The sequence below is a fragment of the Paenibacillus sp. TY11 genome (genome assembly GCF_059772165.1).
Genome location: NZ_JCBAIQ010000006.1, coordinates 73,208 through 98,225 on the forward strand (window position 1 = coordinate 73,208; position 25,018 = coordinate 98,225).

General features: G+C 45.2%; 25 protein-coding genes. 23 read left to right on the forward strand and 2 right to left on the reverse strand.

The features are described from left to right. Positions 1–195 precede the first annotated feature (195 nt). Complete coding sequence (gene lexA, locus AC6EJC_RS07955; RefSeq protein ID WP_013310545.1) at positions 196–822, reverse strand: transcriptional repressor LexA; 627 nt, start codon at positions 820–822, stop codon at positions 196–198. Between the two features lie 189 nt (positions 823–1,011). Here lexA and AC6EJC_RS07960 point away from each other — a divergent pair, with 189 nt between their 5' ends. The 4 genes from AC6EJC_RS07960 to AC6EJC_RS07975 all read left to right on the forward strand — a co-directional run bounded on the left by AC6EJC_RS07960 (position 1,012) and on the right by AC6EJC_RS07975 (position 3,275). Next, positions 1,012–1,380 (forward strand): LysM peptidoglycan-binding domain-containing protein, encoded by a 369-nt coding sequence (locus AC6EJC_RS07960; RefSeq protein WP_444953667.1) that lies wholly within the window; start codon positions 1,012–1,014, stop codon positions 1,378–1,380. Positions 1,381–1,488: 108 nt separating this feature from the next. Continuing rightward, complete coding sequence (locus AC6EJC_RS07965; RefSeq protein WP_444953484.1) at positions 1,489–1,695, forward strand: DUF896 domain-containing protein; 207 nt, start codon at positions 1,489–1,491, stop codon at positions 1,693–1,695. A gap of 123 nt (positions 1,696–1,818) precedes the next feature. Continuing rightward, positions 1,819–2,328 carry a hypothetical protein gene (locus tag AC6EJC_RS07970; protein WP_444953485.1) on the forward strand — a complete coding sequence of 170 codons (510 nt, stop codon included), beginning with the start codon at positions 1,819–1,821 and terminating at the stop codon, positions 2,326–2,328. A 152-nt stretch (positions 2,329–2,480) separates the two neighbouring features. Continuing rightward, on the forward strand, positions 2,481–3,275 hold the full coding sequence (locus AC6EJC_RS07975) for an HAD family hydrolase (protein WP_444953668.1): 795 nt from the start codon (positions 2,481–2,483) through the stop codon (positions 3,273–3,275). Positions 3,276–3,376: 101 nt separating this feature from the next. On the opposite strand, the gene AC6EJC_RS07980 is transcribed toward AC6EJC_RS07975, so the two are convergent. After that, positions 3,377–3,919 carry a 1,2-dihydroxy-3-keto-5-methylthiopentene dioxygenase gene (locus tag AC6EJC_RS07980; RefSeq protein ID WP_444953486.1) on the reverse strand — a complete coding sequence of 181 codons (543 nt, stop codon included), beginning with the start codon at positions 3,917–3,919 and terminating at the stop codon, positions 3,377–3,379. Positions 3,920–4,199: 280 nt separating this feature from the next. Between AC6EJC_RS07980 and metH the strand changes: the two genes are divergently transcribed. The 19 genes from metH to AC6EJC_RS08075 all read left to right on the forward strand — a co-directional run bounded on the left by metH (position 4,200) and on the right by AC6EJC_RS08075 (position 24,995). Continuing rightward, positions 4,200–7,640, forward strand: a complete 3,441-nt coding sequence (gene metH / locus AC6EJC_RS07985; RefSeq protein ID WP_444953487.1) for a methionine synthase — start codon at positions 4,200–4,202, stop codon at positions 7,638–7,640. Between the two features lie 79 nt (positions 7,641–7,719). Continuing rightward, entirely contained in the window at positions 7,720–8,649 is a 930-nt protein-coding gene (gene rnz / locus AC6EJC_RS07990) for a ribonuclease Z (RefSeq protein WP_444953488.1), read from the forward strand. Between the two features lie 491 nt (positions 8,650–9,140). Next, a complete protein-coding gene (gene nucF / locus AC6EJC_RS07995) occupies positions 9,141–9,965 on the forward strand; it encodes a 5' nucleotidase NucF (protein ID WP_444953489.1) in 825 nt (274 codons plus the stop codon). Between the two features lie 70 nt (positions 9,966–10,035). Further along, positions 10,036–10,854, forward strand: a complete 819-nt coding sequence (locus AC6EJC_RS08000; protein WP_444953490.1) for an Fpg/Nei family DNA glycosylase — start codon at positions 10,036–10,038, stop codon at positions 10,852–10,854. Continuing rightward, entirely contained in the window at positions 10,844–11,692 is an 849-nt protein-coding gene (locus AC6EJC_RS08005; RefSeq protein ID WP_444953669.1) for a deoxyribonuclease IV, read from the forward strand. Before AC6EJC_RS08000 ends, AC6EJC_RS08005 begins: the two co-directional genes overlap by 11 nt. A 76-nt stretch (positions 11,693–11,768) precedes the next feature. Further along, positions 11,769–12,107 carry a cyclic-phosphate processing receiver domain-containing protein gene (locus AC6EJC_RS08010; RefSeq protein ID WP_444953491.1) on the forward strand — a complete coding sequence of 113 codons (339 nt, stop codon included), beginning with the start codon at positions 11,769–11,771 and terminating at the stop codon, positions 12,105–12,107. Continuing rightward, complete coding sequence (locus AC6EJC_RS08015) at positions 12,104–12,418, forward strand: thioredoxin family protein (protein WP_444953492.1); 315 nt, start codon at positions 12,104–12,106, stop codon at positions 12,416–12,418. The genes AC6EJC_RS08010 and AC6EJC_RS08015 overlap by 4 nt, the downstream gene beginning before the upstream one ends. Beyond that, a complete protein-coding gene (locus AC6EJC_RS08020) occupies positions 12,415–13,188 on the forward strand; it encodes an ABC transporter ATP-binding protein (RefSeq protein ID WP_444953493.1) in 774 nt (257 codons plus the stop codon). Before AC6EJC_RS08015 ends, AC6EJC_RS08020 begins: the two co-directional genes overlap by 4 nt. A 22-nt stretch (positions 13,189–13,210) precedes the next feature. After that, positions 13,211–14,269 (forward strand): 23S rRNA (cytidine(2498)-2'-O)-methyltransferase RlmM, encoded by a 1,059-nt coding sequence (locus tag AC6EJC_RS08025; protein ID WP_444953494.1) that lies wholly within the window; start codon positions 13,211–13,213, stop codon positions 14,267–14,269. Positions 14,270–14,475: 206 nt separating this feature from the next. Then, the gene (locus tag AC6EJC_RS08030; protein ID WP_444953495.1) at positions 14,476–15,969 is read left to right on the forward strand and encodes a protein kinase domain-containing protein; all 1,494 of its coding nucleotides are present in this window, start codon (positions 14,476–14,478) and stop codon (positions 15,967–15,969) included. A 41-nt stretch (positions 15,970–16,010) separates the two neighbouring features. Next, on the forward strand, positions 16,011–16,997 hold the full coding sequence (locus tag AC6EJC_RS08035; protein WP_444953496.1) for an SAF domain-containing protein: 987 nt from the start codon (positions 16,011–16,013) through the stop codon (positions 16,995–16,997). Between the two features lie 21 nt (positions 16,998–17,018). Continuing rightward, positions 17,019–17,732, forward strand: a complete 714-nt coding sequence (locus AC6EJC_RS08040) for a hypothetical protein (RefSeq protein ID WP_444953497.1) — start codon at positions 17,019–17,021, stop codon at positions 17,730–17,732. Next, positions 17,729–18,586 carry a hypothetical protein gene (locus AC6EJC_RS08045; protein WP_444953498.1) on the forward strand — a complete coding sequence of 286 codons (858 nt, stop codon included), beginning with the start codon at positions 17,729–17,731 and terminating at the stop codon, positions 18,584–18,586. The genes AC6EJC_RS08040 and AC6EJC_RS08045 overlap by 4 nt, the downstream gene beginning before the upstream one ends. After that, complete coding sequence (locus AC6EJC_RS08050; RefSeq protein WP_444953499.1) at positions 18,587–20,422, forward strand: pilus assembly protein CpaF; 1,836 nt, start codon at positions 18,587–18,589, stop codon at positions 20,420–20,422. Then, positions 20,412–22,496 (forward strand): hypothetical protein, encoded by a 2,085-nt coding sequence (locus tag AC6EJC_RS08055; protein WP_444953500.1) that lies wholly within the window; start codon positions 20,412–20,414, stop codon positions 22,494–22,496. Before AC6EJC_RS08050 ends, AC6EJC_RS08055 begins: the two co-directional genes overlap by 11 nt. 51 nt (positions 22,497–22,547) lie before the next feature. Further along, the gene (locus AC6EJC_RS08060) at positions 22,548–23,027 is read left to right on the forward strand and encodes a hypothetical protein (RefSeq protein ID WP_023988985.1); all 480 of its coding nucleotides are present in this window, start codon (positions 22,548–22,550) and stop codon (positions 23,025–23,027) included. Between the two features lie 40 nt (positions 23,028–23,067). Continuing rightward, on the forward strand, positions 23,068–23,463 hold the full coding sequence (locus AC6EJC_RS08065; RefSeq protein ID WP_444953501.1) for a hypothetical protein: 396 nt from the start codon (positions 23,068–23,070) through the stop codon (positions 23,461–23,463). Position 23,464: 1 nt separating this feature from the next. Beyond that, the gene (locus AC6EJC_RS08070; protein ID WP_444953502.1) at positions 23,465–24,019 is read left to right on the forward strand and encodes a hypothetical protein; all 555 of its coding nucleotides are present in this window, start codon (positions 23,465–23,467) and stop codon (positions 24,017–24,019) included. Beyond that, entirely contained in the window at positions 24,006–24,995 is a 990-nt protein-coding gene (locus AC6EJC_RS08075) for a hypothetical protein (protein ID WP_444953503.1), read from the forward strand. Before AC6EJC_RS08070 ends, AC6EJC_RS08075 begins: the two co-directional genes overlap by 14 nt. The last annotated feature ends 23 nt before the right edge of the window (positions 24,996–25,018 follow it).

Sequence of the window (25,018 nt, forward strand, 5' to 3'; positions counted from 1 at the left end):
ACAGCAGATCAAGATCAGTGGGGGATTATTTAAGATGAGGGGGCGGATTTTTATAGTAGATACAATATAGGTTGCTGAAAAGGAAAGAATAGTTGTGAGATACATAGTAAACATAATGACAATACAAAACCGGCTTACCCTAGGCAGCCGGTTTTGTATTAGTGGATAGAATGACGGGGAAGAAGAAACGAGAAATCAGTGGAAGTCCCGGAAAAGTCCTACAACCTTGCCCAAAATGCTGACATGTGTCAGGCGAAGAGGTTCAAAGGCTGGATTTTCAGGTTGAAGGCGAATATGATCTTTTTCTTTGTAGAAGGTTTTAACAGTAGCTTCGTCTTCATCTGTCATAGCTACAACAATGTCGCCGTTATCGGCGGTCTGCTGCTGACGTACGATTACATAGTCTCCGTTAGCAATACCAGCTTCAATCATGCTTTCGCCTACAACAGATAACATGAATATTTTATCCTCACCAACAAAGTGTTGGGGAAGAGGAAAGTAATCTTCAATATTTTCTGTCGCCGTAATAGGAAGACCAGCAGTTACTTTGCCGACGACGGGGACACGACTAATGGAGTAATTAATCAAGTTGCTATTATCCGATTCGTCTTGACCGAGTAACTCAATAGCCCGTGGTTTGGTAGGATCGCGGCGAATGAGTCCTTTTTTCTCTAAACGATCCAAATGACCGTGAACCGTAGAACTGGAGGCCAATCCGACAGCCTCGCCTATTTCGCGTACAGAAGGGGGGTATCCCTTTAGACGCACTTCATTGCGGATAAATTCAAGAATGGCCTGCTGGCGGCTCGAAATCTTAGACATACCGTATCAACCCCATTTAGTAACGTTTGGGAAAATTATAGCATAGAACCTCCGTTCGTACAAACATAAGTTCTAAATAATCCCTAAAAATAATTGCGAACTTTTGTTCTCTTTTCTATTGAACAAAACAAATGTTCGTGTTATATTGTGAAAAACATAAGAACAAACGTTTGGAGGACACGGCCAATGATGAAATATAGTACTTATCAAAGTATTTTTCCGATGAATTTAGAAAATATACAGGAGACCCGAAAAGAGGGTAGGGTGCGTTTTGTACAGATTATTACTAATACTTTTTTACTTAAGCTTCTTATTCTAGTGATTGTCGCTTGGATTGCAGGGGCAGGTGTGCTTACGGTTTTCGCAGCTCCTTCAGTTTCCAAGGAAGAAGTGACCAAACTGACCGTACAACCTGGGGATACATTGTGGCAGATTGCCGTGAATCATAAACCGGAACGAATGGATACACGGGTATATATAGAAGGAATTGTGCGGATTAACGGTTTGGAGGATCGGGGTGTGCAGGCAGGTCAGGTACTCAAGCTTCCGCACTTCTGATCTACAGACTATTAGAGCTTGTCAGGGAGCGTAATGCGGAAGCCTTGACAAGCTCTTTTCTACATGTCAAAGTGTATTATATCTTTGCTTTTATGGAGGGGACACAATTTGGATATAGACAGCTTGGTACAGCGCATTAATGAATTAGCGCGCAAAGCAAAATCCGAGGGATTGACGGAAGCGGAGACCACAGAGCGCGCCAATCTTCGGGAAATTTACTTAGGTAACATTCGCCGTAATTTTCGGCAGCAGCTTGAAACAATTGAATTTGTGGACGATGATACGTCGAAGGGAAATGGCGGGCTGAAGCATTAATGTCGTTAAAGCGGCCAAGCCTGCATAATTTACCTTTCGTTTTTAGGTATCTTTCTCGGTATCTATATAGATCAGCCTTGAGGCAATTGTTTAATGTAATATATCTGGGAAGGGAATTGAGAGATGGCCCGATCATTTGAAAGAAAAGTACGCAAAAACACAGCACATTTGAATAAATCGCGCAAAAAACAAGGCATTCAAACCATTAACGGCGCAGGTTCTGCAATGGACATTTTCCGTGGCCGTAATATTACTGTGCCAATCATGCTGGCTGGTCTTGCTGTATTGTACATGCTCATGAGTTACTTTTTGACTAAGACCGGCATGCGAGGAATGGATTGGCTTGTATTCGGCTTGTACTTGATGCTGGCTGTTATCTTCTTTATCCGTCGTCCTTATTTGAAGGTGGGAAAGGATACTCTCTATATGCTGAAAGGTGGCAGAGAACGTCCAATGACGGCAGGGGACATGAAAGCCATCAAGATTGAAAAGGGTTACGTAACCGTTGAAAGAAAAGGTAAGGGCGGTAATTTTATTTTCACAAAATCACTGGGACGCTATGACACGGATGCCATTGCAGAGCGACTTGAAAAGTTTGCGCTATCCAATCAGATACAGATAGACAAGAAATAACTGATTTAGCCTGTAGCTCTGTAAGTAAGGCCGCATGATGTTATATATAACATGTTGCGGCCGCTTGCTTAATATGGACACACATGATGATCCGAATAGGTAACCTAGCAAACAGGCGTACATATATAGTGGAAAGAGAGTGGATAATTCAGATGACGATTCAGGCGGTAATGTTTGATCTTGATGATACCCTTCTGTGGGATGAACGTAGTGTAGAAGAGGCATTTGATGCAGCGTGCCAAACAGGCTCCGGTGAAGCAGGCGTTGATCCGAAGTCTCTGGAGGAAGCCGTCCGCAAGGAAGCACGCGCTTTGTATGAGTCCTATGAAACCTTTAGTTTTACTCAAATGATCGGCATTAATCCGTTTGAAGGATTGTGGGCGAATTTTACAGCAGGTGAGCAGCCTGAATTCCGCCAATTGGAACAGTTGGCTCCTGTTTATCGAAAGGAATCATGGCGCAGAGGGCTCCAGCAACTGGGGATAGATAATGAGGAATTGGCGGAAAAGCTGGCTACCCAATTTGCTTCGGAAAGACGCGCGCGTCCACATGTATATGAAGAAACGTTTGAGATTTTAGAACAATTGAAGGGACAATACAAGCTGTTATTGCTGACAAACGGCTCCCCTGATCTACAACAGGAGAAACTGGATGGAGTTCCTCAATTAGCTCCTTTCTTTGATCATGTTGTCATTTCAGGTTCATTTGGTCGAGGCAAGCCTGATCCGTCTATATTCCAGCATGCTTTGGGGCTTCTTGGTATTGAGCCTGAACATGCTTTAATGGTAGGAGATAAGCTGACGACTGATATTCAAGGAGCGTTGGCAGCAGGTGTACACTCGGTGTGGGTGAACCGAAATGCTAAAACCAACACCACAGAGATCAAGCCCAAGTTCGAAATCAAGCATCTGTCTGAATTGGACGGAATTATTCAATCGTTAAAGTAAGAAATCCATAGTCTTTAGAAACGAGTATTAAGAAAACTCCCTTCGCTCGATTGTTACAGAGCAGAGGGAGTTTTTTTATTCACACAAGGATGATTTCGTAATTATGCTTTAATGAAGGTTGGATCTTCATACGGTTCGGCAATCCAGCCATTTTCTTCGATGAACAAGCGGATTGCGACGATCTTTTGATTCTCCATTAAAGTGAAGAAGTGAGGTATATTTTCAGGTACGGAGATAACGTCCCCCGGTGAAAGCTCTACGTTAAAATAGCCGATCTCTTCAGGGCCTTTAATGATGAAGATGCCTTGACCAGCGACAATGGCACGGATTTCATCCTCGGTGTGGGTGTGAATTTGCTCAAACTTGGCCAGCAGCTCGTCCAGATTCGGCGTTGCTTCAGATAAGGTGATAACGTCCCATATTTTATATCCGCGACGTGCGGCTAAATCCTTGATTTCGGGTTCAAATGTTTTGAGAACAGCGGCTTTTTGATCATCTGTTAGGGTGAAGTTTTCTTGCAACTCCCCGGACAGTTTGGAAGCATCCCAATGTTCATACAATACCTCGTGACTCTCCAAAAATTCACGTACTTGTTCTTCACCGCTAATTCGTTCATTGGTATTACGTATTAAGATTTCGGCCATGTATTTATCCCTCTTTTCCACTTGGATTAATATTGTATAAAGAATACCATGTCTTGAACCGTTGTACAATACAGGATTGCAACATTTTATATTGCAATGGCTATAGCTAAAGGATACGGGTTTAAGTACGTTCAATAATGCTACAAACTACAAAAATGGATTAGATGAGTCGTTTATACAAAGAACAACCTGCATAAAACGTATGTTTTTACTTCAATCTATCTAAATGATACGGTTTCTGCTAAACTAGGATTTAACGTTTTGCGGGGGTGAAGAAATTTTGGATAAAGTTAGCTTACAGGATGCGTTACAACGAAGAATACTCCTTCTTGATGGGGCCATGGGCACCATGATTCAGCAGGAGGACCTTTCGCCCGATGATTTTGGTGGGGAAGAGCTGGAGGGCTGCAACGAGATGCTGGTCTTAACGAGACCGGATGTCATTCAAGGGATTCATGAAGCATACTTGAAGGCCGGGGCAGATCTGATTGAAACGAATACATTTGGAGCAACATCCGTCGTTTTGGCGGATTACGATATACCAGAACGTGCCCGTGAAATTAATCTGGTGGCGGCCAAACTGGCGCGAAACGCAGTGGATAAATATAGCACCGCGGACAAGCCCCGTTTTGTTGTAGGAGCTATGGGTCCAACCACGAAAACCTTGTCTGTCACAGGTGGCGTTACATTTGCAGAGTTGATTGAAAGCTATCAAGAGCAGGCCTTGGCGCTTATTGAAGGCGGGGTGGATGTTCTACTATTGGAGACATCACAGGATACGCTTAACGTCAAAGCTGGAAGTATCGGAATTCGACAGGCTTTTGAGCAGACAGGTATCGAGCTTCCGCTAATGATCTCAGGCACGATTGAGCCCATGGGAACGACGTTGGCCGGACAAAATATCGAATCCTTTTCCATATCACTGGAACACTTACATCCAATCTCGATTGGGCTGAATTGTGCCACAGGTCCAGAGTTTATGCGTGATCATATTCGCTCGTTGTCTGAAATGTCCTCTGCAGCTATTAGCTGTTATCCAAATGCGGGCTTACCCGATGAAAATGGTCAATACCATGAATCTCCTGATTCATTAGCTCGTAAAATGGCTGCTTTCGCTGAAAAAGGCTGGCTGAATATTGCAGGGGGTTGTTGTGGTACCACGCCTGAGCATATTCGGGTTATGAGTGAACATATGGCGCAGTTTGAGCCCCGTCTGCTGGTAGGTCATCATCCTCCTGCTGTATCAGGTATTGAGCCTGTATATATTGAACAGGACAATCGTCCGTATATGGTTGGTGAGCGAACGAATGTCTTGGGCTCCCGCAAATTCAAGCGTTTGATCGTGGAAGGAAAATATGAAGAGGCATCTGAAATTGCCCGCGCTCAGGTAAAAAGCGGAGCACATGTCATTGATATTTGTGTGCAGGATCCTGACCGCGATGAAATGACGGATATGGAAGCTTTTTTGAAACTGGTTGTGAACAAGGTAAAGGTGCCTTTGGTGATTGATACCACGGATATCAAAGTCATTGATAAAGCACTACAATATTCGCAAGGTAAGGCAATTATTAACTCCATTAATTTGGAGGATGGTGAAGAGAAATTTGAGAAAATGGCTCCTCTTATTCATAAATACGGCGCGGCTGTTGTTGTTGGAACGATTGATGAACGTGGACAGGCTATTTCGCGTGAGGATAAGCTTGAGGTAGCTAAACGTTCTTATGATCTGTTGGTGAACCGTTACGGTCTGGCGGCGGAGGATCTAATTTTTGATACGCTCGTATTCCCAGTAGGAACAGGTGATGAGCAATATATCGGTTCAGCTAAGGAAACGATTGAGGGCATTCGTATCATTAAAGAAGCGCTTCCCGGGGTTCATACCATCCTGGGCATCAGTAACGTCTCCTTTGGTTTGCCGGAGGCGGGTCGTGAAGTGCTCAATTCCGTCTATTTATATGAATGCACCAAAGCAGGTCTGGACTATGCGATTGTAAACACTGAGAAGCTTGAACGTTATGCATCCATTCCTGAGCATGAACGGAAACTTGCGGAAGACTTGATCTATAGAACAAATGACGATACTTTATCCGCTTTTGTAGCAGCTTTCCGCAACAAGAAAGTGGAGAAAAAAGAAAAGATATCCAACCTTTCGCTCGAAGAACGACTGGCTTCCTATGTAGTGGAGGGAAGTAAGGAGGGACTGATTCCGGATCTGGAGCAAGCGCTCGTCAAATATTCTTCGCTGGAGATTATTAACGGCCCGCTGATGAAGGGAATGGAAGAAGTAGGACGGCTGTTTAACAATAATGAACTGATTGTTGCAGAGGTACTGCAAAGCGCTGAAGTGATGAAGGCGTCAGTAGCCTATTTAGAGCCGTTCATGGAGAAGAATGAATCCTCGGTAAAAGGTAAGATTTTATTGGCTACGGTCAAAGGTGATGTGCATGACATTGGTAAGAATCTGGTGGAGATTATTCTATCCAACAATGGTTACCATATCGTGAATCTGGGTATAAAAGTACCACCAGAACGTATTATTGAGGCTTATCGTGAAGAAAAGGCCGACATGATTGGCTTATCCGGTCTGCTTGTTAAATCAGCACAACAAATGGTACTAACCGCACAGGATTTGAAAAATGCGAATATTGATATTCCAATCATGGTTGGTGGAGCTGCTTTAACGCGTAAGTTCACTAAAAATCGTATCCGTCCTGAGTATGATGGTCTGGTTGCCTATGCGAAAGATGCTATGGATGGCCTGGATATTGCCAATAAGCTTATGAACCCTGAGTCTCGCAAAAAAATGGCTGAGGACATGGAGGCTGAACGGGAGGCAGAAGCGGCAACAGTTGTTGAAGTCAAGCCGCTCCCTAAGCTTACTCGGGCTGTGCGCTCTAACATTGCTCAGGATTTGCCCGTCTATATTCCACCGGATACGGATCGCCATGTACTACGTAACTATCCACTGAATTATATTCTGCCTTATGTGAATATGCAGATGCTGATGGGGCATCATCTTGGTTTAAAAGGAAATGTTGAGCAACTGCTGGCTTCGGGAGATCCGAAAGCGATTCAGTTGAAGGAAACCGTGGACAGCATCATGTTTGAAGCTGTTACAGACGGAATTATTCAGGCACATGCTATGTATCGTTTCTTTCCGGCGCAGTCCCAAGGAGACCAAATTCTGATCTATGATCCGTCGGATGTGAGCAAGGTACTGCACACATTTACGTTCCCACGTCAGCAGGTAGAGCCTTATCTATGTCTGGCTGATTTTTTGAAATCAGTGGAATCCGGGGTTATGGACTATGTAGGTTTCATGGTCGTTACAGCTGGTCATGGCATTCAGCAGATATCTACCCAGTGGAAAGATAAGGGGGATTATCTGCGCTCTCATGCACTTCAAGCGGTGGCGCTCGAAGTGGCAGAAGGGCTGGCGGAACGGCTTCATCATATTATCAGGGATAGCTGGGGTTTCCCGGACCCTGCCGATATGACGATGAAACAGCGACACGGTGCTAGATATCAAGGCATACGAGTATCCTTTGGCTATCCGGCATGTCCGGATCTGGAGGATCAGGGGCCGTTGTTCCACTTGTTAAAACCTGAGGATATTGGCGTTGAGCTGACGGAAGGGTTTATGATGGAACCGGAGGCTTCTGTATCAGCCATGGTGTTCAGCCACCCTCAGGCGCAGTATTTTAACGTCGAAAAGGTTTAACACCTTTATCAGATGGGATAGCAAATACCCTCCGAGCTTCGGAGGTTTTTTGCTGGTCAGCAGGAAGAAGGTTAATGTCATGGAATTTTATTTTCTCGGTACAAATGCAGGGGTGCCTACGATTCAGCGAAATGTAACGTCCATTGCACTTCGTTTGCTGGAAGAACGAAGAAGCATGTGGTTGTTCGACTGCGGCGAAGGCACTCAACAGGAGGTATTGCGTTCGCCGCTCAAGCTAAGCAGACTTGAAAAAATATTTATCACCCATTTGCATGGGGATCATGTTTTTGGTCTGCCGGGTCTGTTGTCGAGCAGGGCGTATCAGGGGGGCACGGCACCACTAACGGTATATGGACCGCCTGGACTCAAGCAATATATCGAACTATCTTTAGGGATCAGCCAATCGCGTATCAATTACCAGCTACATATTGTGGAGCATACGGGTGGGGTTCTGTTTGATGACGGTCAATTTCGGGTGGAATCAGCTTTGCTGGATCATCGAATCGACAGCTATGGCTACCGAATTGTAGAGATGGATAAGCCCGGTAAGCTCAACCAAGAACTGCTGGAGCGATATGGGATCAAACCCGGTCCGGTATACGGTAAGTTAAAGCGTGGAGAAAGCGTGGAGGTAGAGGGTGGAGTTATTCTGCATCCCCAGGATGTATTGGGTTCACCGAAAAAAGGGCGTACCATCACTATTTTAGGAGATACGAGACCTTGTCCGAATACGGTAGTGCTGGCTCAAGATGCAACTGTCGTCGTTCATGAAGCCACTTTTCTGCATGAGCTGGCGGATACAGCGTACGAGTATCATCATAGTACGGCGCTTCAGGCAGCGGAAGCTGCAAAAGCAGCAGGTGCGGGTCAGTTAATCATGACGCATTTTAGTTCCAGGTATAAAGATCAGGAGCAGCTTCAGCCGTTGCTGGAAGAAGCGAGAAGCATATTTCCCAATTCATTGCTTGCGGAGCAGCATGTGTTGTTACCGGTACCCGATATCGGTTAATAAACGATTGGAAAGAAGATATGTGCATGGGTGCTGGGGCTTGCTCCGGTGCCTTTGTTTTTAACCCGAAATTATTTTCCGGGAAAGCGCAGGATGCGACAAGAGATGAGAGCGGCACACGGTGGGGTGGGATGAATTTGTGCTACCACATATGGAAGCGTGTCATATTTGACTTTCTATATATCGAATTTAAAGGATTTTGTTTCTTGAGCATGGCCAGGAAATACAGGAAATTTTCTTGGAAGAAGTAGCACCTTCGATGGATTTCGACGAAGAAGTGAGCTTATGTCATGTGAAAGCGACAGCATTTAGCGAGGAATGGCGCTATTTTGGACGGTTTACCAGCAATTCATGGACTTCATAAGCATTTTTGACTTAAGATAGATGAGATGAATGGAGATGGCCGATTATTATTTTATGACCTGAATAATTAAGGTGGTTAAATAAGAGGGAGAACATCATTCATGGGATGAATTAAAATTTTCAATGTGATGATGAATGGATTTGAAGTGGGGGAGGGGATTGCGATAAAATCGTTACTGATTGATCTGGATGGAACACTTTATCATGGAAATCGGATGATCAAGGGTGCGGATCTGTTCATATCCCGATTGCGTACAGATCAGATACCTTATGCTTATGTTACAAACAATGCTTCACGCACACCCGAATCGGTGGCCGAGCATTTGGTTGGTATGGGAATTGAAGCGGCCAGCCATGAAGTATATACTTCAGCGTTAGCAGCTGCACAATATGTTGCACAGCAAACTCCTGGAGCTCGTGTATATTGTATTGGTGAAACAGGATTACGCGATGCACTTACAGGGGCCGGTTTGCAGCTTGTTGAGAACCATCCTGATTATGTGGTACAGGGGATAGATCGTCAATTTACATATGATGCGCTGGCCGCTGCCATGCGTTGGATTCGGGAAGGAGCAACTTTTATTTTGACAAACCCGGATCTCCAATTGCCTTCACATGATGGGCTAACGCCAGGTGCAGGTACGATTGGAGCTGCAATTGAAGCGGCTTCACAGGTAAAGCCTATTGTCATCGGCAAGCCTTCAAGCGTATTGATGAACTATGCGCTGAACCGCTTAAACATTAGGGCGGATGAAGCTCTCGTTGTGGGCGATAATATGCTTACAGATATTGCGGCAGGTGCAGCAGCAGGTTGTAAAACAGCTCTGATCCTGTCGGGCGTGACGACCCGCGCTAATATGAACGAGCATGTGCGTACCGTTGGAGTGAAACCTGACCTGATGTTTGACAATCTCGCTGAACTGCAGGACTGGATGAAAGAAGAGCTGAAATAATAGAAAGTATATGTCTTACAAAACTTGCGAGAATTAAAAGCTATGTAGCTACGAAAGGAAAGATGTTGTTATGCCGGAACTTCCTGAAATGGAAAACTACAGAATCTTATTATCAAAACAAATTTTGGACATTCCGATTACTGGAGTGACGGTTAGCCGTGAAAAGTCCATTAATACTGAAGTGGAAACGTTTGAGAAGCAATTGCTGGGAACGACCGTTGTATATTTAGAGCGTCGAGGCAAGCATTTGATTTTTCATTTAAACACGGGTGGGCGGCTTGTACTTCATCTGATGCTGGGAGGACTGTTGTATCTGGGAACGGAGGAGCAGCGCCCAAACCGTACGGTTCAGATCGAATTGGATTTTAGCGGAGTAAAGCTTTATTTTATGGGACTGCGCTTAGGTTATCTGCACTTGCTGACGGCTAAAGAAACAGAGGAGGCATTGTCAGACCTGGGACCTGATCCGTTAGACCGCCGCATGACGTTGGAAAAGTTTACAGCACGGCTGAAGGGACGCCGGGGAATTTTGAAAACAACGCTGGTGAATCAGCAGATTTTTTCGGGTATTGGCAATTGTTATTCAGACGAAATTGCTTATATCGCCGGATTTACACCGGGTTCCAAAGTACAGAACATTGTGCAGTCGCCAGAAAAAGTGGAAAAGCTATATCATGCCACTCAATCCGTACTACGTGAAGCTACAGCGGAAGGCGGGTACATGGAAATGCCTCTAATGGAGGGGGACACGCTAACAGGTGGATTTGATCATCAGTGTCGAGTATATGACCGCGAAGGAGAAGAATCTCCAAGTGGCGGGAAAATTGTAAGGGTTGAACTGGCGGGGAAAAAAGCATTTTATTGCCCGGTACAGCAGCATGATGCCTAAATTGCTCATCGGCTCCCATGTGAGTACGCGTGGTGGCTTTTCCAAAGCCGCTATGCGTGCGCGAGAGCAGGGGGGACATTCATTTCAATATTTCCCGAAAAATCCTCGTAGTCTTAGGCTGAAGGAATGGAGTGCTACTGATGCTGCTACTTGCAACGCTTACTGTTTAGAGCACCAGCTTCAATCCATTGCTCATTCACCATATCCCGTTAATCCGGCTCATGGGTCCGAGCGTGGTCAGGAACTTTATGAGCTGACGATTGCTTCATTACGCAATGATCTGGATATTGCTGAAGCCTGTGGGTCAAAAGGGATTGTCGTTCATTTTGGTCATATGCATTCGTTAGACCCTCTAGAGGGCTACCGTAATATCATTAACTGTTTTAATGATGTGCTGGAAGGCTGGCAGGGAAATGCTAAAATATTGATCGAAAATCAGGCGGGAGATCATGGACCCATGGGAACCACGCTTGAGGAAATGGTGCAGATCCGTCAGTTGTGCCGGTATCCTGACAGTATCGGCTTTTGCTTGGACACTTGTCATGCATATGCAGCGGGATTGTGGAACGGTGGAATGGACGAGGCTTTGATCGAAAAAGGGGATCGTCTCGGCTATTGGTCAGCCCTGTGTGGAGTTCATTTGAACGATTCCAAATACCCGTATGGCTCTAAAAAAGACAGACATGCGCGTGTGGGGCAAGGCTATATTGGTATTGAGGGCATGCGTTGGATGACAGAACAGAGGGCTGTAAGAGGTATTCCCGTCGTTTTGGAAAGTGAGGCGGGACCTGATGGGACACATCAGGAGGATATTCGAATGATTCAAAGCTGGCAATAAATCCGTCTGATAGATGATAATCATTATCTTTGAGGCTTATGTGAGCTTACATTTTGGGGAAAAGGAGGAAATGTTGATGCATTTGTTTATGGACGATTATCGGCCTTGTCCTCCGGGCTTTAAGCTGGCAAGGGATGCGGATGAGTGTTTGCTGCTGCTTCATGAATACCCTATTTCGATACTATCGCTAGATTATGATTTGGGTCCAGGTCAGCCTACGGGAAAGGATGTGGCTGCTGCTATTGCAGGCAAACAGTTATACCCACGTGAAATTTACTTGCATTCCTCCAGTCCGGAGGGGCGGCGAGCCATGTATGAGCTACTCTATGAGAATAAGCCAGAGGGAGTCACCGTGCATAACGGACCAATACCCGAGGAGCGTATGCGAGAGATCAGAAAAGAGTCTGAACGATGAAGGAGATCGGACAAAAAGAGGCGCGCCGTGCCATATGGGAGGGATGCAAGCTGGCTTTGTTTGTGTACACTCCCATGTGCGGAACATGCGCGGCTGCCCGTAGAATGCTGGAGGTAGCAGAGCATTTGCTCCCTGAAGACGCAGTGGTGCAGAGCAACATTAACTATATTCCTGAACTGGTGCAGGAGTACCGGATTTCCAGCGTTCCCGCGCTTCTTATATATAATGGTGAGAACAAAAATCCTGAAATCATCTACAAAATGGTATCTGTAGAACACTTGCTGAGCAGGATAAGGAGCGTGATGGAATGATATCCATGAAGAGCATTACATTGCAGTGGGAAGAAAGACGAATTTTGGACGATGTAAGCCTGGAAATACGAGAAGGTGAACATTGGGCTATTCTGGGTCGCAATGGTTCCGGTAAAACAACATTGCTGGAAATGATGACAGGGTATATGTTTCCAAGTCGTGGCACGGTTGAAGTGCTTGGGCAAACGTATGGTCAATGTGATGTGCGGGAAGTTCGCAAGCAGATCGGATATATCAGCCAGACCTTGCTGGAAAAGCTGGCGCTAAAAGATCCCGTTTGGGAAGTGGTCGCTACAGGTGCGTATGCTTTTTTGCGCTTTTATCAGGAGATTCCGACGGAGGCAAAAGAAAAGGCTGTATCTCTGCTGGAGGGTATGAATTTAGGTGACCTAATTCATCACCCGCTGGGGACGTTATCTCAAGGAGAACGTAAAAAGGTGATGCTGGCCCGCTCACTCATGGCAGAACCTCGTCTGCTAATTATGGACGAGCCTTGTGCCGGGTTGGATTTATTTGAGCGGGAAAAAATGCTGGTCGAGATTGATCGGCTCCGCAAGCGAGACTTATCAGTGGTTTATGTGACTCATCACATTGAGGAGATTGTCCCCCTCTTTACGCATGTTGCGTTGATTCGTGATGGTAAGGTCGCAGCAGCTGGACCAAAAAAAGAAGTTTTGACGAAAGAATTGATTATGCACACTTATGAAGTTCCGGTTGAGCTGGAATGGGATGGAGAACGTCCCTGGATTCGGGTGTGCACTGGAGGGTAACGTTATTTTGGAGGAACTATACATGAGTACAGATGAACAGAGTGAATCCACTTTGTCACCGTCAAGATTTATTTGTACGGCCAATCACGGTTTTGCACCCTATGCTCAAGAGGAGCTTAGAAGATTATTTGGCTCTGTGAAAAGTACGATGCTTTTACCCGGTGAAATTTTTCTGGCTACTTTACCTGCGGAAGAAATTGAGGCAGTGAGGACGATTACAGGTCAGCCGCCGATGTTTTTACGTCACTTGTTTCCTGTTCATTTTCAGGAGGAAGGAACAGATCTGGTTCAGGTGCAGGAGCGTCTAGTTGCATTTATCCGTAATCGCAGGGAACTTACAGATCAACGTGTTTCTTTGCAAGTGCGTAAAGGATCTAATAGCAGTTGGACTGAAAGCGCAGGTGCGCTCAAGCAGGCTTTGAGTGAACAATTAAGTGATCTACCTATGGAGCAGACGGTACAAGGCGCCGATGTTATTGTGTCCGTTTTTGCAGATACGGATACGTGGTATGCAGGCGTATCACGCCCTGAGGACAACCTATCGGATTGGAGCGGAGGCGCGGTTCGTTTTCAGAAGGAGGACGGACAAATCTCTCGTGCCAAATTCAAGCTACTGGAAGCAGAAGCGACGTTCGGCATTGATTTTGGGGCTTTCCATCAGGGACTGGATATTGGGGCAGCACCGGGTGGATGGACTTCCTTCTTGCTGGAGCGGGGACTGAAGGTTACGGCGGTTGATCCGGCAAAGATGGAGCCATCACTGATGAAGTACGCCAATCTGACTTTTTTGCGTAAAAATGCAAGTGAAGTCAAATTTAAAGAGAATACGTTCGATCTACTGGTTTGTGATATGAGCTGGAGTCCGAAGCAGATGGCAAGGCTCGTTACTGATTTACTATATAGTTTGCGGAGTGGTGGTACTGCTATCGTTACGGTCAAGCTAATGCATAAAAAGCCCTTGGCGCTCATTCATGATGTAATTGCTTCATTTGAAGAGTCCGACATGCAGATTCAGCGAGCTAAGCAGCTATTCCATAACCGAGATGAGATTACCCTGTACATGATCAAGTATGGAAAATAATACTTTACACAAGTATGGAAAATAATACTTTACAATAGATACAGGTGTGCTATATAATAAGTCCAAATTGTTCCTTAAAAATAATAATCATGTTTAAATCAAGGGAAAGCATCCCGCGAAAATCGTTTTCATGGCAACATGGAAACTTTGTTTCGCGGCGGCTTTCCCTTTTTTGCGTTGTCTGCTTATAGAAGGGAGGTAGGAGAATGATAAAGCAACCATCACAATTAGAATACGGATCAATTGTCGGTGAGCGTTACCGTATTGTTCGCACGTTGGGTTCGGGAGGAATGAGCAGCGTGTTCATGGCAGAAGATTTAAAGCTGCCAGGCAAGCAATGGGCAGTGAAGGAGTCGATTGCCGATCCACAAGTGATGAAGCTTGTACGGACGGAAGCAGAGATGCTGATTTCGCTAAGCCATCCACGTTTACCGAGAATTGTTGATTTTTTCGAGCATCCTCCATCTGGTGCGGTATATCTGGTCATGGACTACATCGAAGGAATTACGCTGGAAGCATACATAAAGGGCTACCAAGGCTATATTCCACAGGAGCAAATCGTCCCATTCGCTTTGCAGGTACTAGATGTGTTGGATTATTTGCATACCCGTCAATCGCCAGTCATTTATCGGGATCTTAAACCGACGAATATTATGCTGACACCGGAAATGGAATTTAAACTGATTGATTTTGGAATAGCAAGGAGTTATAAGGCTGAGCTGGATCAGGATACGGTAAAGCTCGGTACAGTGGGCTTCGCTGCCCCGGAGCAATATGGAACAGGACAAACGGATGCTCGATCGGACCTGTACAGTTTGGGAGCGCTACTGTTGTATCTATGTACGGGTGGTAAATATAGCGAGTGGACGGCGGGAGTAGAAGGCTATATTCGCGGGGAATTGCCTCGTCATTTGATTCCGGTGATTCGAAAGCTGCTACGTCAGCATCCTGAGGAACGATTTCAGTCTGCCGAAGAGGTCATTGGAGAGCTGCGGCGGAGTGCTGATTTTCAGCCTGCTCAACAAGGAATATCCGTTAGTGATGCTTCAATGGATTATGCAGGTACAAGGGTAGTGGCTGTGCTGGGTGTGTCTTCCGGCTCCGGTGCTACGCACACAGCAATTGCGGTGAGCCACTATCTGGCTCGAAGGTCCCGCTCCGTAGCCTTGGTTGAGCTGCATAGCACAGCCAAAGCATTTGCCCGACTTCAAGAAGTCGTGGAAGATATACCCTTTGGACGAGCGAGTTCAAGTCGGCGTTTTGAAGTCGATGGAGTACATTATTGGCGGCAAACATCTCGTGCAGATGTCATTTCTTTGCTGGGCGGCTCCTATAGATTTATCGTACTGGATTTGGGGAGTGGGCAGGACAATGAACGACTGGAAGAATTTTTGAGAGCCGATTATCCGCTTGTCGTTGGCTCAGGGGCCGAATGGAGAGTTCAGGATATAGTAGGGCTAGCCCGATCTCTTCAGCGCCACCCACAGCATAAATGGAATTACTGCTTGCCATTGGCAACCTCGGAGGCGGTTCGCAGGCTTCGTAAGAAGCTGGATCACGATAAAGTATTTGCGTTACCGTTCCACTCAGACCCCTTCGAACGGGATGATGAGATGGATCAGGTGCTGGATGAGCTGTTTCGCGGAGTCGTTCCAGATACCCGAAAAAAACTCTTCGGATTCCTTAAACGGCAGCGCTAAATAAAAAGGTATATATCAAAAAGAGGCAGGGGAGAAGTTGTGTGTCCAAGCTAAGAAAAAGCAGTAAGCAAAAACTATACGCCGGTTGTATTGGCGCGGGGATTGTTGGCATTATCTTTGTGGGCTACCTTATGGTTAATACCCATCAAATGAATGAGGTCAGGAAACAGGCTGAAGTGGAGGCAGAGCTGAAATGGAAAGTGTATGAACAGGAGCAACGAACCGCGAAAAAAGGCTGGGCGGTTGTCCGTGACATTTCTCCAGGTGAACAGATTACATCTAATGATTTGAAGGGAATTAAAGTTCCCGGTTCTCAGGCCCCATCAAATTTGCTGGCAGATAAAAGTGAAGTTTCCGGCACCACAGCCAAGATTGAGCTGAAAAAAGGGTCTGTGCTTACATCGGCTATGATTACTGCTGATGAACCCACACCTAAAGATTTACGCAACCGTGAGCTAAAGGTGGTGGTACTGCCCAACAGCCTGAAATCGGGGGACGAAGTGGATATCCGCATTCAATTTCCAACAGGTCAGGATTACATTCTATTATCCAAAAAGAAGATTTCCCGACTGGAAGGTCCAATTGTCTGGGTGACTTTGAATGAGCAAGAAATATTATCGCTTTCGAGTGCGATTGTTGATGCCTATCTGCATAAAGCATCCATCTATGCTCTGACGTATGTGGATCCCCAATTTCAGCCCAAGGCAATCCCGACCTATCCGCCTAATGCGCAGGTGTTAGCGTTAATGAATAGTGATCCGAATTTGATACGTGTTGCTGAACAAAAGCTGTCCAAGCAGCTGCGGGATTCGCTTGAAAATGCAATTAATTCGTCAAACAATGTGATTTCAACACCTGTGGAAAGAAGTCTGAGTGAGGAAATTGCAGCTCAGCATGCGGGTGCTACTATAGAAAACCCAGCAAGCGGGATTGATGATACAAGAAATGAATATGAGAACGAGCAGGATCATCAAGAACAAACAAAGATTCTGACGCAGGACGGAAGCTCTGATCCATATGCCAAATAATGAGAGAAAAGGAACGGAAGTATGAAAACATGGATATTTGCCGGGCTTTGTGACAAAAGCGATACTTTGTTATACATCAGCAGCATATTAGCAGCTTCAGGCCAACAGGTACTGCTTGTGGATGCTACGCTGCGGGGACAGTATCGGTATAGCATAGGGATGCTCGACAAACCACTTCCCATTACGCAGTTTAGTGGTTTTGATGTAGCAATTGGATTTACAGCATGGGAAGACCTGCATATCGGTATGATGACTGATCAAAAGGCGGAGCAGGCTTATGACATTGTTATTTTGGATGTAGAGTTACCTGATTTTTGTCCAATTTCTGTTTGGAAAGGGGCAGAACTGCGAGTTTGGGTCAGTGATTATAGCCGTATGCTAATGCACAACGGACAGAATTGGCTTGAGCATTTATTCAGTCAACCCGAATTCCCCAAAGATCTTGTATTTCACAAGCTATTTTTACAGGCCGTGGATTGTGGTCTGGAGGAGCCGTATCTGTGGGAATACATGAACCATTTCCCGGCTTCTTGGCAGCAAGAGCCATATGTACTGCCATGGGATGAGGGGCTGCTTGCTCTGAAACTGGAAAATGAGCATAAAAAACAGCTACTACTCAAACCGCTATCCAGAATGTATAAGAAAGAATTATGCCGTTGTATTGGGGAATGGATGAGTTGGGAATTAAAAGTGAGTCGTCGTGCGCTAAAGCGTGCGGAAAGGAGTAGAGCATGAGTACCATTTTGTTTTGGAGCCCCATTAAGGGGGCTAGTGGAAGTAGCTCTTTGGCAGCAGCAATAGCAATTACCATAGGCAATCTATATAGAGGAAGACTATTATTGACTCATTTGGGTCGTAGATATACCGGTATTGAATCAGGATTTCCTATACAGGAGTATGGTATGGATGATCCAACCCTACAGCTTCAGGAAGGGGGCTGGGATGCTGCCGCACGTTTAGTTCTGCGAGGGACACTGTCTAAAGAAAATATTCGTAATTATACGACACCTGTACTCGAACATACTTTGGATGTACTTGAGGGAACCTCCAGCTTTGGAGCTGCACCGCCGTTACTATCCCCAGGGCTTGTACGGGCAGTAATAGATACAGCGAATCAATATTATGATTTAACGCTGATTGATGCAGGAAGTGGAGTAGGGTGGGGGGCTGTACAGCATGAAGCATGTGCACGAGCCAAACTGGCCGTTCTTTCACTCACTCAGAATATGCGAGAATTAGATGCTTATTTTGAATCCGTGTCTCCGTTATCTACTTACTCATCGTTACCCTTATTAATAGTACTTGGGAAATATGATGTGCATTCTCAAGTGAATGAAACGAATATTCGCAGGAGATATGGCTACAAAGGCGCTTTGTATACAGTCCCTTATAGCACCGGATTTATGGACGCATGGAACCGCAGGGATGTGATCGGCCATGTGCAGCGTGAGGTACGAAGTGGAAAAGAGCAGCACCTCAAGCTTTTTATGCCCGTAGGATGGGGGCAGAGTATACGGCATATCAGCAAAGCTATTCTGGAGGCGGCAGAGTCCGATCTTCGGCTCAAGGCTTTGGAGAGGGGCGCTTAAATGCTGTCCACTCAAATGATCAACGGATTGATTCTTACCTGTATAGTACTGATGTGCATCGTACTGATTATTGTTAAATACCGAGGGAATCTTCACTCGCGACATTCAACCCTTCGGGTAGAAAAAAAGAACGAAGATGCCACATTCGAAACATTAATAGATTATATCAAAAATGCACTTCATGAACTAAGTCATAGCCAGATGGCGGATGCCGGATTGCATGAAGAGGAATATAGACGGCGTATCCATCAAAGGGCGGAACTACGCAGGGCGTTAAAGGACTGTGCCAATGGCAGCATTGGAGATAAACGTTTTGTTAAAAATCTGATGGCTGAGCTTCTGATTAACGGTTACGGCTTGAACGAGAAAATCGTCGATACTGTTATGCCATTCTCCAGACCTGAGTTGTTTAGCATACAGGATCAATTCGAAATTATATTTTACCAATACCAGCAGAAGTTTGGCGCTGATGCACTATCACGTTTACTGGATACTTATGACTTGGCCGAAATGAGGTATTCACAGCAAGGTGAAGAAGATGGAAGTTATCTCGTTACCGCAGAGGATATCCGCTATATCTATGAGTGTGAGTACCGCCCCCTTTCCTTTTTGGAGAAAGTGGATATTATTGTCCAGCGGATTTATCAGCATTACAAAGGCTTTTCCGTCATTGATGATATTCGTGACCAGCGGATCGACGGTGTAAGTGGGGGCGTCAGTGGTATGCCGGAAGGTGGGATTCCTGCATCATCAGACTGGCCTTCGGATGGGTATGTATTTGAACAAACATCTGCGCCTACTGCCAATGGTTATGAGAGCGTATGGATTTTTTATAAAGGTAAAACGATCCATCTTTCGTTCCTTTCCTTCGGATCTGAGCGTGAACTTAAAAGGGTGTGCCAAAATATTTACAAATACAATTACCCGGGACAGCTTTCCGAAGCGAATGGTTATAAGGTCAACGAAATGAAGGATGGGTCGCGGGTAGTGGTGGTGCGTCCTCCTTTCTCAGAATCGTGGGCTTTCTTTGTTCGTAAATTCGATATTCAAAGCGCATCACTGGAACAGTTAATTAAGGGACAAAATGCTGATTTTCCAATCCAGTTACTTTCTTATTTAATGAAAGGTAGCCGGATTACTGCTATTACAGGCGCGCAGGGTTCAGGTAAGACGACGTTGTTAATGGCGATGGTCAAGCATATTTATGCTTCGTATACGCTTCGTGTTCAGGAAATGGCCTTTGAACTGCATCTACGCAGCATTTACAGTCGCCGTAACATTCTTACCTTTCGAGAAACGGACCATATTTCAGGACAACAAGGACTTGACTTGCAGAAAAAAACAGATGGAACCGTCAATATACTAGGCGAAGTAGCAAGTGATGAAGTAGCTGCTTGGATGATTCAAATGTCGCAGGTTGCCAGTCTGTTCACCATTTTTACTCATCATGCCAAAACATTTCGTGATCTCGTGTTTTCACTTCGTAATTCATTGCTCAAAACAGGAGTATTTCAGCATGAAGGCATCGCTGAGGAACAGGTAGTTCATGTCATTAACTTTGATGTGCATCTCAAACGTGATGCGGAAGGGCGACGCTACATCGAACGGATCACAGAATGTGTGCCGTGTGACCCGGATCATACGGATGCAGGCTCCAATGCTTCATCGAGCTATAGTTATCGCCACGTTATGGAATATCGGAACGGAAGCTATATACCGATGGAGCCCTTAACAGCCAAAAGTGTAAAAGAAATGTGTGAGCAGATGAATGTAAAGGATGCCAGAGATTTCCGCAGTTTTTTGACCCGTTATTGGGAGGAAGACTATGAGTCTTAAAGAAATTTTATTATGGATTTTACTAGTATCAGGTGGGGGCTTTGCGCTTCTATATATAGTTTTGTGGGGGTTGCGTAAGCGCAGTAGTCATGCAGTTCGCAGAGGACGAATTTATTCTGTGCAGGAAGGACGCAAGGGAAAAGCGGTACTGCAACGTGAGCTGCAAGCCTTACTGCATAAGTTGTACACGCTATGTATGAAGGTCCCTTTCTTATCCGGATACATCACGAGTGTACGTAAGCGACTAGCTGGTCAGCATGCCTACGATGAGTACAAGCTTCGCCTACAGACTATGAAGATGACACTGTTCATCTGGGGGGCTTTTGCTTGCAGTGGCGTTGTGCTGGTCATGATGAAGCCAGGAATAGAGTTTTCAATATTGGCCGTTTTATGCGGAGTGGTAATCAACAGTCTTATTTTGGATATGGCCATTAGCCGGATGGAAAAAAGGCTACTTGCACAGATGATCGAATTGTTCGCCAATGTACGTCATTATTACCATCAGCACGGCATGGTGGAGGAAGCCATATCCGAAGCGGCTGATTTGGCGGAGGCAGAGGCGGGGAGACACGCACGACTCGTCCATGAGGCGCTAACAGATGTTGATCCGCACGAAGCATTGGAAAGATACTATGAGTCGGCTCCTAATCGATTTTTAAAAGCTTTTGCCGGTATCTCGTATATGGTAATGGAGTTTGGTGACCGGGTTGAGGAGGGTGGATCCATTTATTTGAAGGGGCTCGGTAGTCTCGCACGCGAAATCCAGTTGGAGTTGCTGCGAAGAAATAAACTGGACTATCTGTTAAAAAGTCTAAACGTGATCGCACTGGCACCTGTTTTCTTTACCACCCCAATCGAGACATGGGCGAGATCCAGCTTTCCATCCATGGATGAGTTTTATCAGGGAAAATTGGGTTATATCACGAAATTGTCCGTTTATATTGTGATAATCGTATCTTATTTCCTGTTACAGAAACTGCAACAGAACGATGAGACAGGATATCGTGCGGGTAGAGGTCGGAGGGTTTGGGAGCAGAAGCTATACCGTTTTCCCATCATTCGAAATGTGGTGGATTCTTTAATTCCGCGTCAGCATATGTCTTCTTATTTCCAAATAACCCGTCTATTAAAGGAAAGTGGTGCGGAGGTTAAGCTGGAGTGGCTCTACATACGCAGAATGGCTCTTTTTATCGTAGGATTGGTGCTCAGTATCAGTACGATATTTATTTTACATGAAGCTGAGAAAACGTATATCCTTCACGCCCCAGTACAATCAGGTCAAATGTTTGGACGTTTAAGTCCGGAGGAGCAAAAAGAAGCTTTGAAGCAGAGTGAGATTGATCGCAAAATCATGCATTCGCTGAACATGAGGATGAACAGCACATACGAACAGACGTACGCTGCTTTAGAGCATAATGCTAATGGAACTGCTACTCCTGAACAACTATCCACAAATACTCGGCGTATCCTCCAAAAGCTGAAAGTTTGGAATGATGAATACATCAAGTGGTGGGAAGTGCTGATTAGTTTGATTGTTGGGTATGTAGCCTATCAAATGCCTATGCTTTTATTATATTTGCAACGAAAAATGCGTCGGTTGGATATGAGGCATGAGGTGTATCAATTTCAAACAGTTATTTCCATTCTACGGGTTATGGAACGAATGTCTGTCGAGGAAATATTGGAGTGGCTGAATAGATTTTCAGTTATATTCAAAAGACCTCTGCAAAAATGTTTGCTTCATTATGAACACGGGCCAGAGGCAGCTCTTGACTTGCTAAAAGAAGAGGCACCTTTGCCGGAGTTTCAACGTCTAGTGGACAAGCTCCATTTGTCTTTGGGTAAAATTACGATTCGAGAGGCCTTTGATGATTTGGAATCCCATATGTCCTACTATTTCGAACAAAGAAGACAGGAGTATGAAAAAATAATAGACAGCAAGGCTATCTGGGGAAGGATGATTGGTTTTGCCCCGATGTATGGTCTTATCTTTTTATATTTGGTGATTCCGTTGATCGGCATGAGCTTTGTTCAAATGGATAACTATTATGAACAAATACAAAAAATTCAGTAAGAAAGTTCTACTATGACTAATTTAAAATAACAAGCTGAGGAGAGAAAAATAATGAATAACGCATCAACAGCTCTAAAGGTAGCCGCTGGGATATTTTTGACCATCGCTCTAATTACGATTGTAGTTATACTGTTTATTTCAGCCCAGGAGGCGACTAAAACGGCACAAAACAATTTTGCTGATATCCAGACCGAATTGTCTCAAGCCTCTTTTACGGTATATGACGGCACAACGATTAGCGGTTCCCAGGTGACCAATGCGCTGCGGAAGTTTCAGGGGAAGGACCAATTCGGCATTCAGATTAAAACCGGTAAAAATATGGCAGGCCAGTGGTATGGTAATGCTCTGAACATTAGCCCAGACAGTGAACAGTATGGCGCCGTGAATGGCGGCAGTGATAAGACTGGGAAAATCACGAATACGCTTAATGAGAAAGAGAATGAATACGTAAATCCAAGTGGCAAATTCAAGGCTGAAATCGTCAAGGACAAATCGAACGTTGTCCGTGGGTTGTTGTTTACCCAGTCCTAAGCACTACAGCAAAGATAATATTCATAAGGGGGATGAGAGTATGTCTGATCACGCTTCAAGTATGCTGCGGCTTGGTGTGTCAGTTATTCTGTTCATAACCGCATGTGTAACGGCAGCAGACTTGTCCAGCCAGCTGGATGGTGCACTGGAATTAAGATCACAGCAAGAGGAGCATTCTGAAGGGCGAATAGCCCGTACTGCTGGGGTGGGATTGCCGGAACGGATTAAAGGAACTCAGGTCATACAGGCAATTCGCATGAACTTACAGGAGGGGATTTCGATTCAAGTCGACGGGACAGAGTACGATGTGTATTCTGAACCGTTTGAGCCTGATGTATCTACCCTGGATGCTTCCTCTTTATATTCCATGTACCCACAGCGTAATGGGAATGGGGACATAACATCTGTACGTTTTGAGAAATTGGGGGAAGACTGAAGTGGTTCAAACAATATCCAAGTTGTTGGGGGCGCTGCTCGCTGTATTGCTTTTGTACATCGTACCCGCAGCTCAAGCTGCTGAACGGCAGGATGATATATCCGGGTTAAATGCATATCATTCAACTGTACGTTTTGTTGATATGGTAAGAACCAAAGGTTACATTACACCGACGATGTATAACGATTTTATGCGTGATTTGGAATTGACAGGCAATACGTACGAAGTTGATTTGGAGCATATGCACAAAAAATATGTACCGGACTATGCAGATGCCGCGAAGCCAGACAGTTTTCTGGACAATTATGAAACTGTATATGATGGGTACTATAATCCGCAAATCTTGCCTGTACTGTTTCCTGAGGATCGGCAGCCAAAGTCACATCAGACACGTCAGTATACCTTGATGGCCGGGGATTATTTTACGGTACGATTAAATAATACGAATCGGACTCCTGCGGATTTGTACAAATCATGGCTTCTGGGTGGGGCAGATAGCGGAAAGCCGGCAGTTACGGCTTCTTACGGGGGCATGGTTCTGAATGAAGATTACTGATTTTGCAGTTATATTTATACTGCTGTTTTTGCCCTTTGGTGTAGTTTGTGACTTACGGGTGCAGAATCAGCGTGAAGTGCAGCAGCTAGAAATGAAATATACGTCGGCTCTCCGTACCGCAGTTCAGGATGCAGGTGTTGTGCTCTCACAGAATGAACGTCAGGAACGCGAGGCCGGATACGGATCGGATAAGTTTTTTCGTGTAGATAAAGAAGAAGCGCTGGACACATTCTTGCACACCCTTTTTCTTAATGTAGGCATTGAAGGGGATACAGTAGCACAACGCGCATTATTGGATTACATACCAGCCATTGTGATTCTGGATTATGACGGTTATTATACGTTCGCTTCAGAAACGTATAAAGACGAGCATGGGCAAGCTGCCATTGGCCCCAAATGGAGCGAAAAAAAGCCCTATGCCTATGTTGATTCAGTAGGCAATAGTGTAGGGTTCACCTTGGATAATTATGTGCACGCATATGATGCGCGGAATCACAGGTGGCTGGAGGGCTTTCAAAAGGAACTTCAGGGTCAGACCCCCATATCTTTACTGAATAATTCAGAAACTTTTGAGCAAATACGTCGTTCCACCATTGTTGGCAGCGTTCAAGAGGACCTGGCGCGAATTATTAATGTCCATAACGAAAAAGCTGCACGTAACGGCATATCCTATACATTCACACTACCGATCATTCCGCAAGAGGAGTGGTACAACACGGTAGATGATGTGGGTCTGATCGCGTTTATCCAAGGCATTCCGGTCGGAGACAGGTATTACAATAACTATGGGTTTGCTGGTGGCAGAGTCGTCAGAAAGCAAGCCATTATCGGTGGCGTAGAACCAGATACTGGAATGAAATATTTTTATAGAGATTCATGTCCAGCTCCCTTTAAAGCGAGTGAACGTTTTACGGATGAAAAATCTGCTGCAGCTGAGGGGTACTTCGAGTACAAATGTTATAATGGCTTAAAATAATCACTCTAACGGGTGGTTTTTCT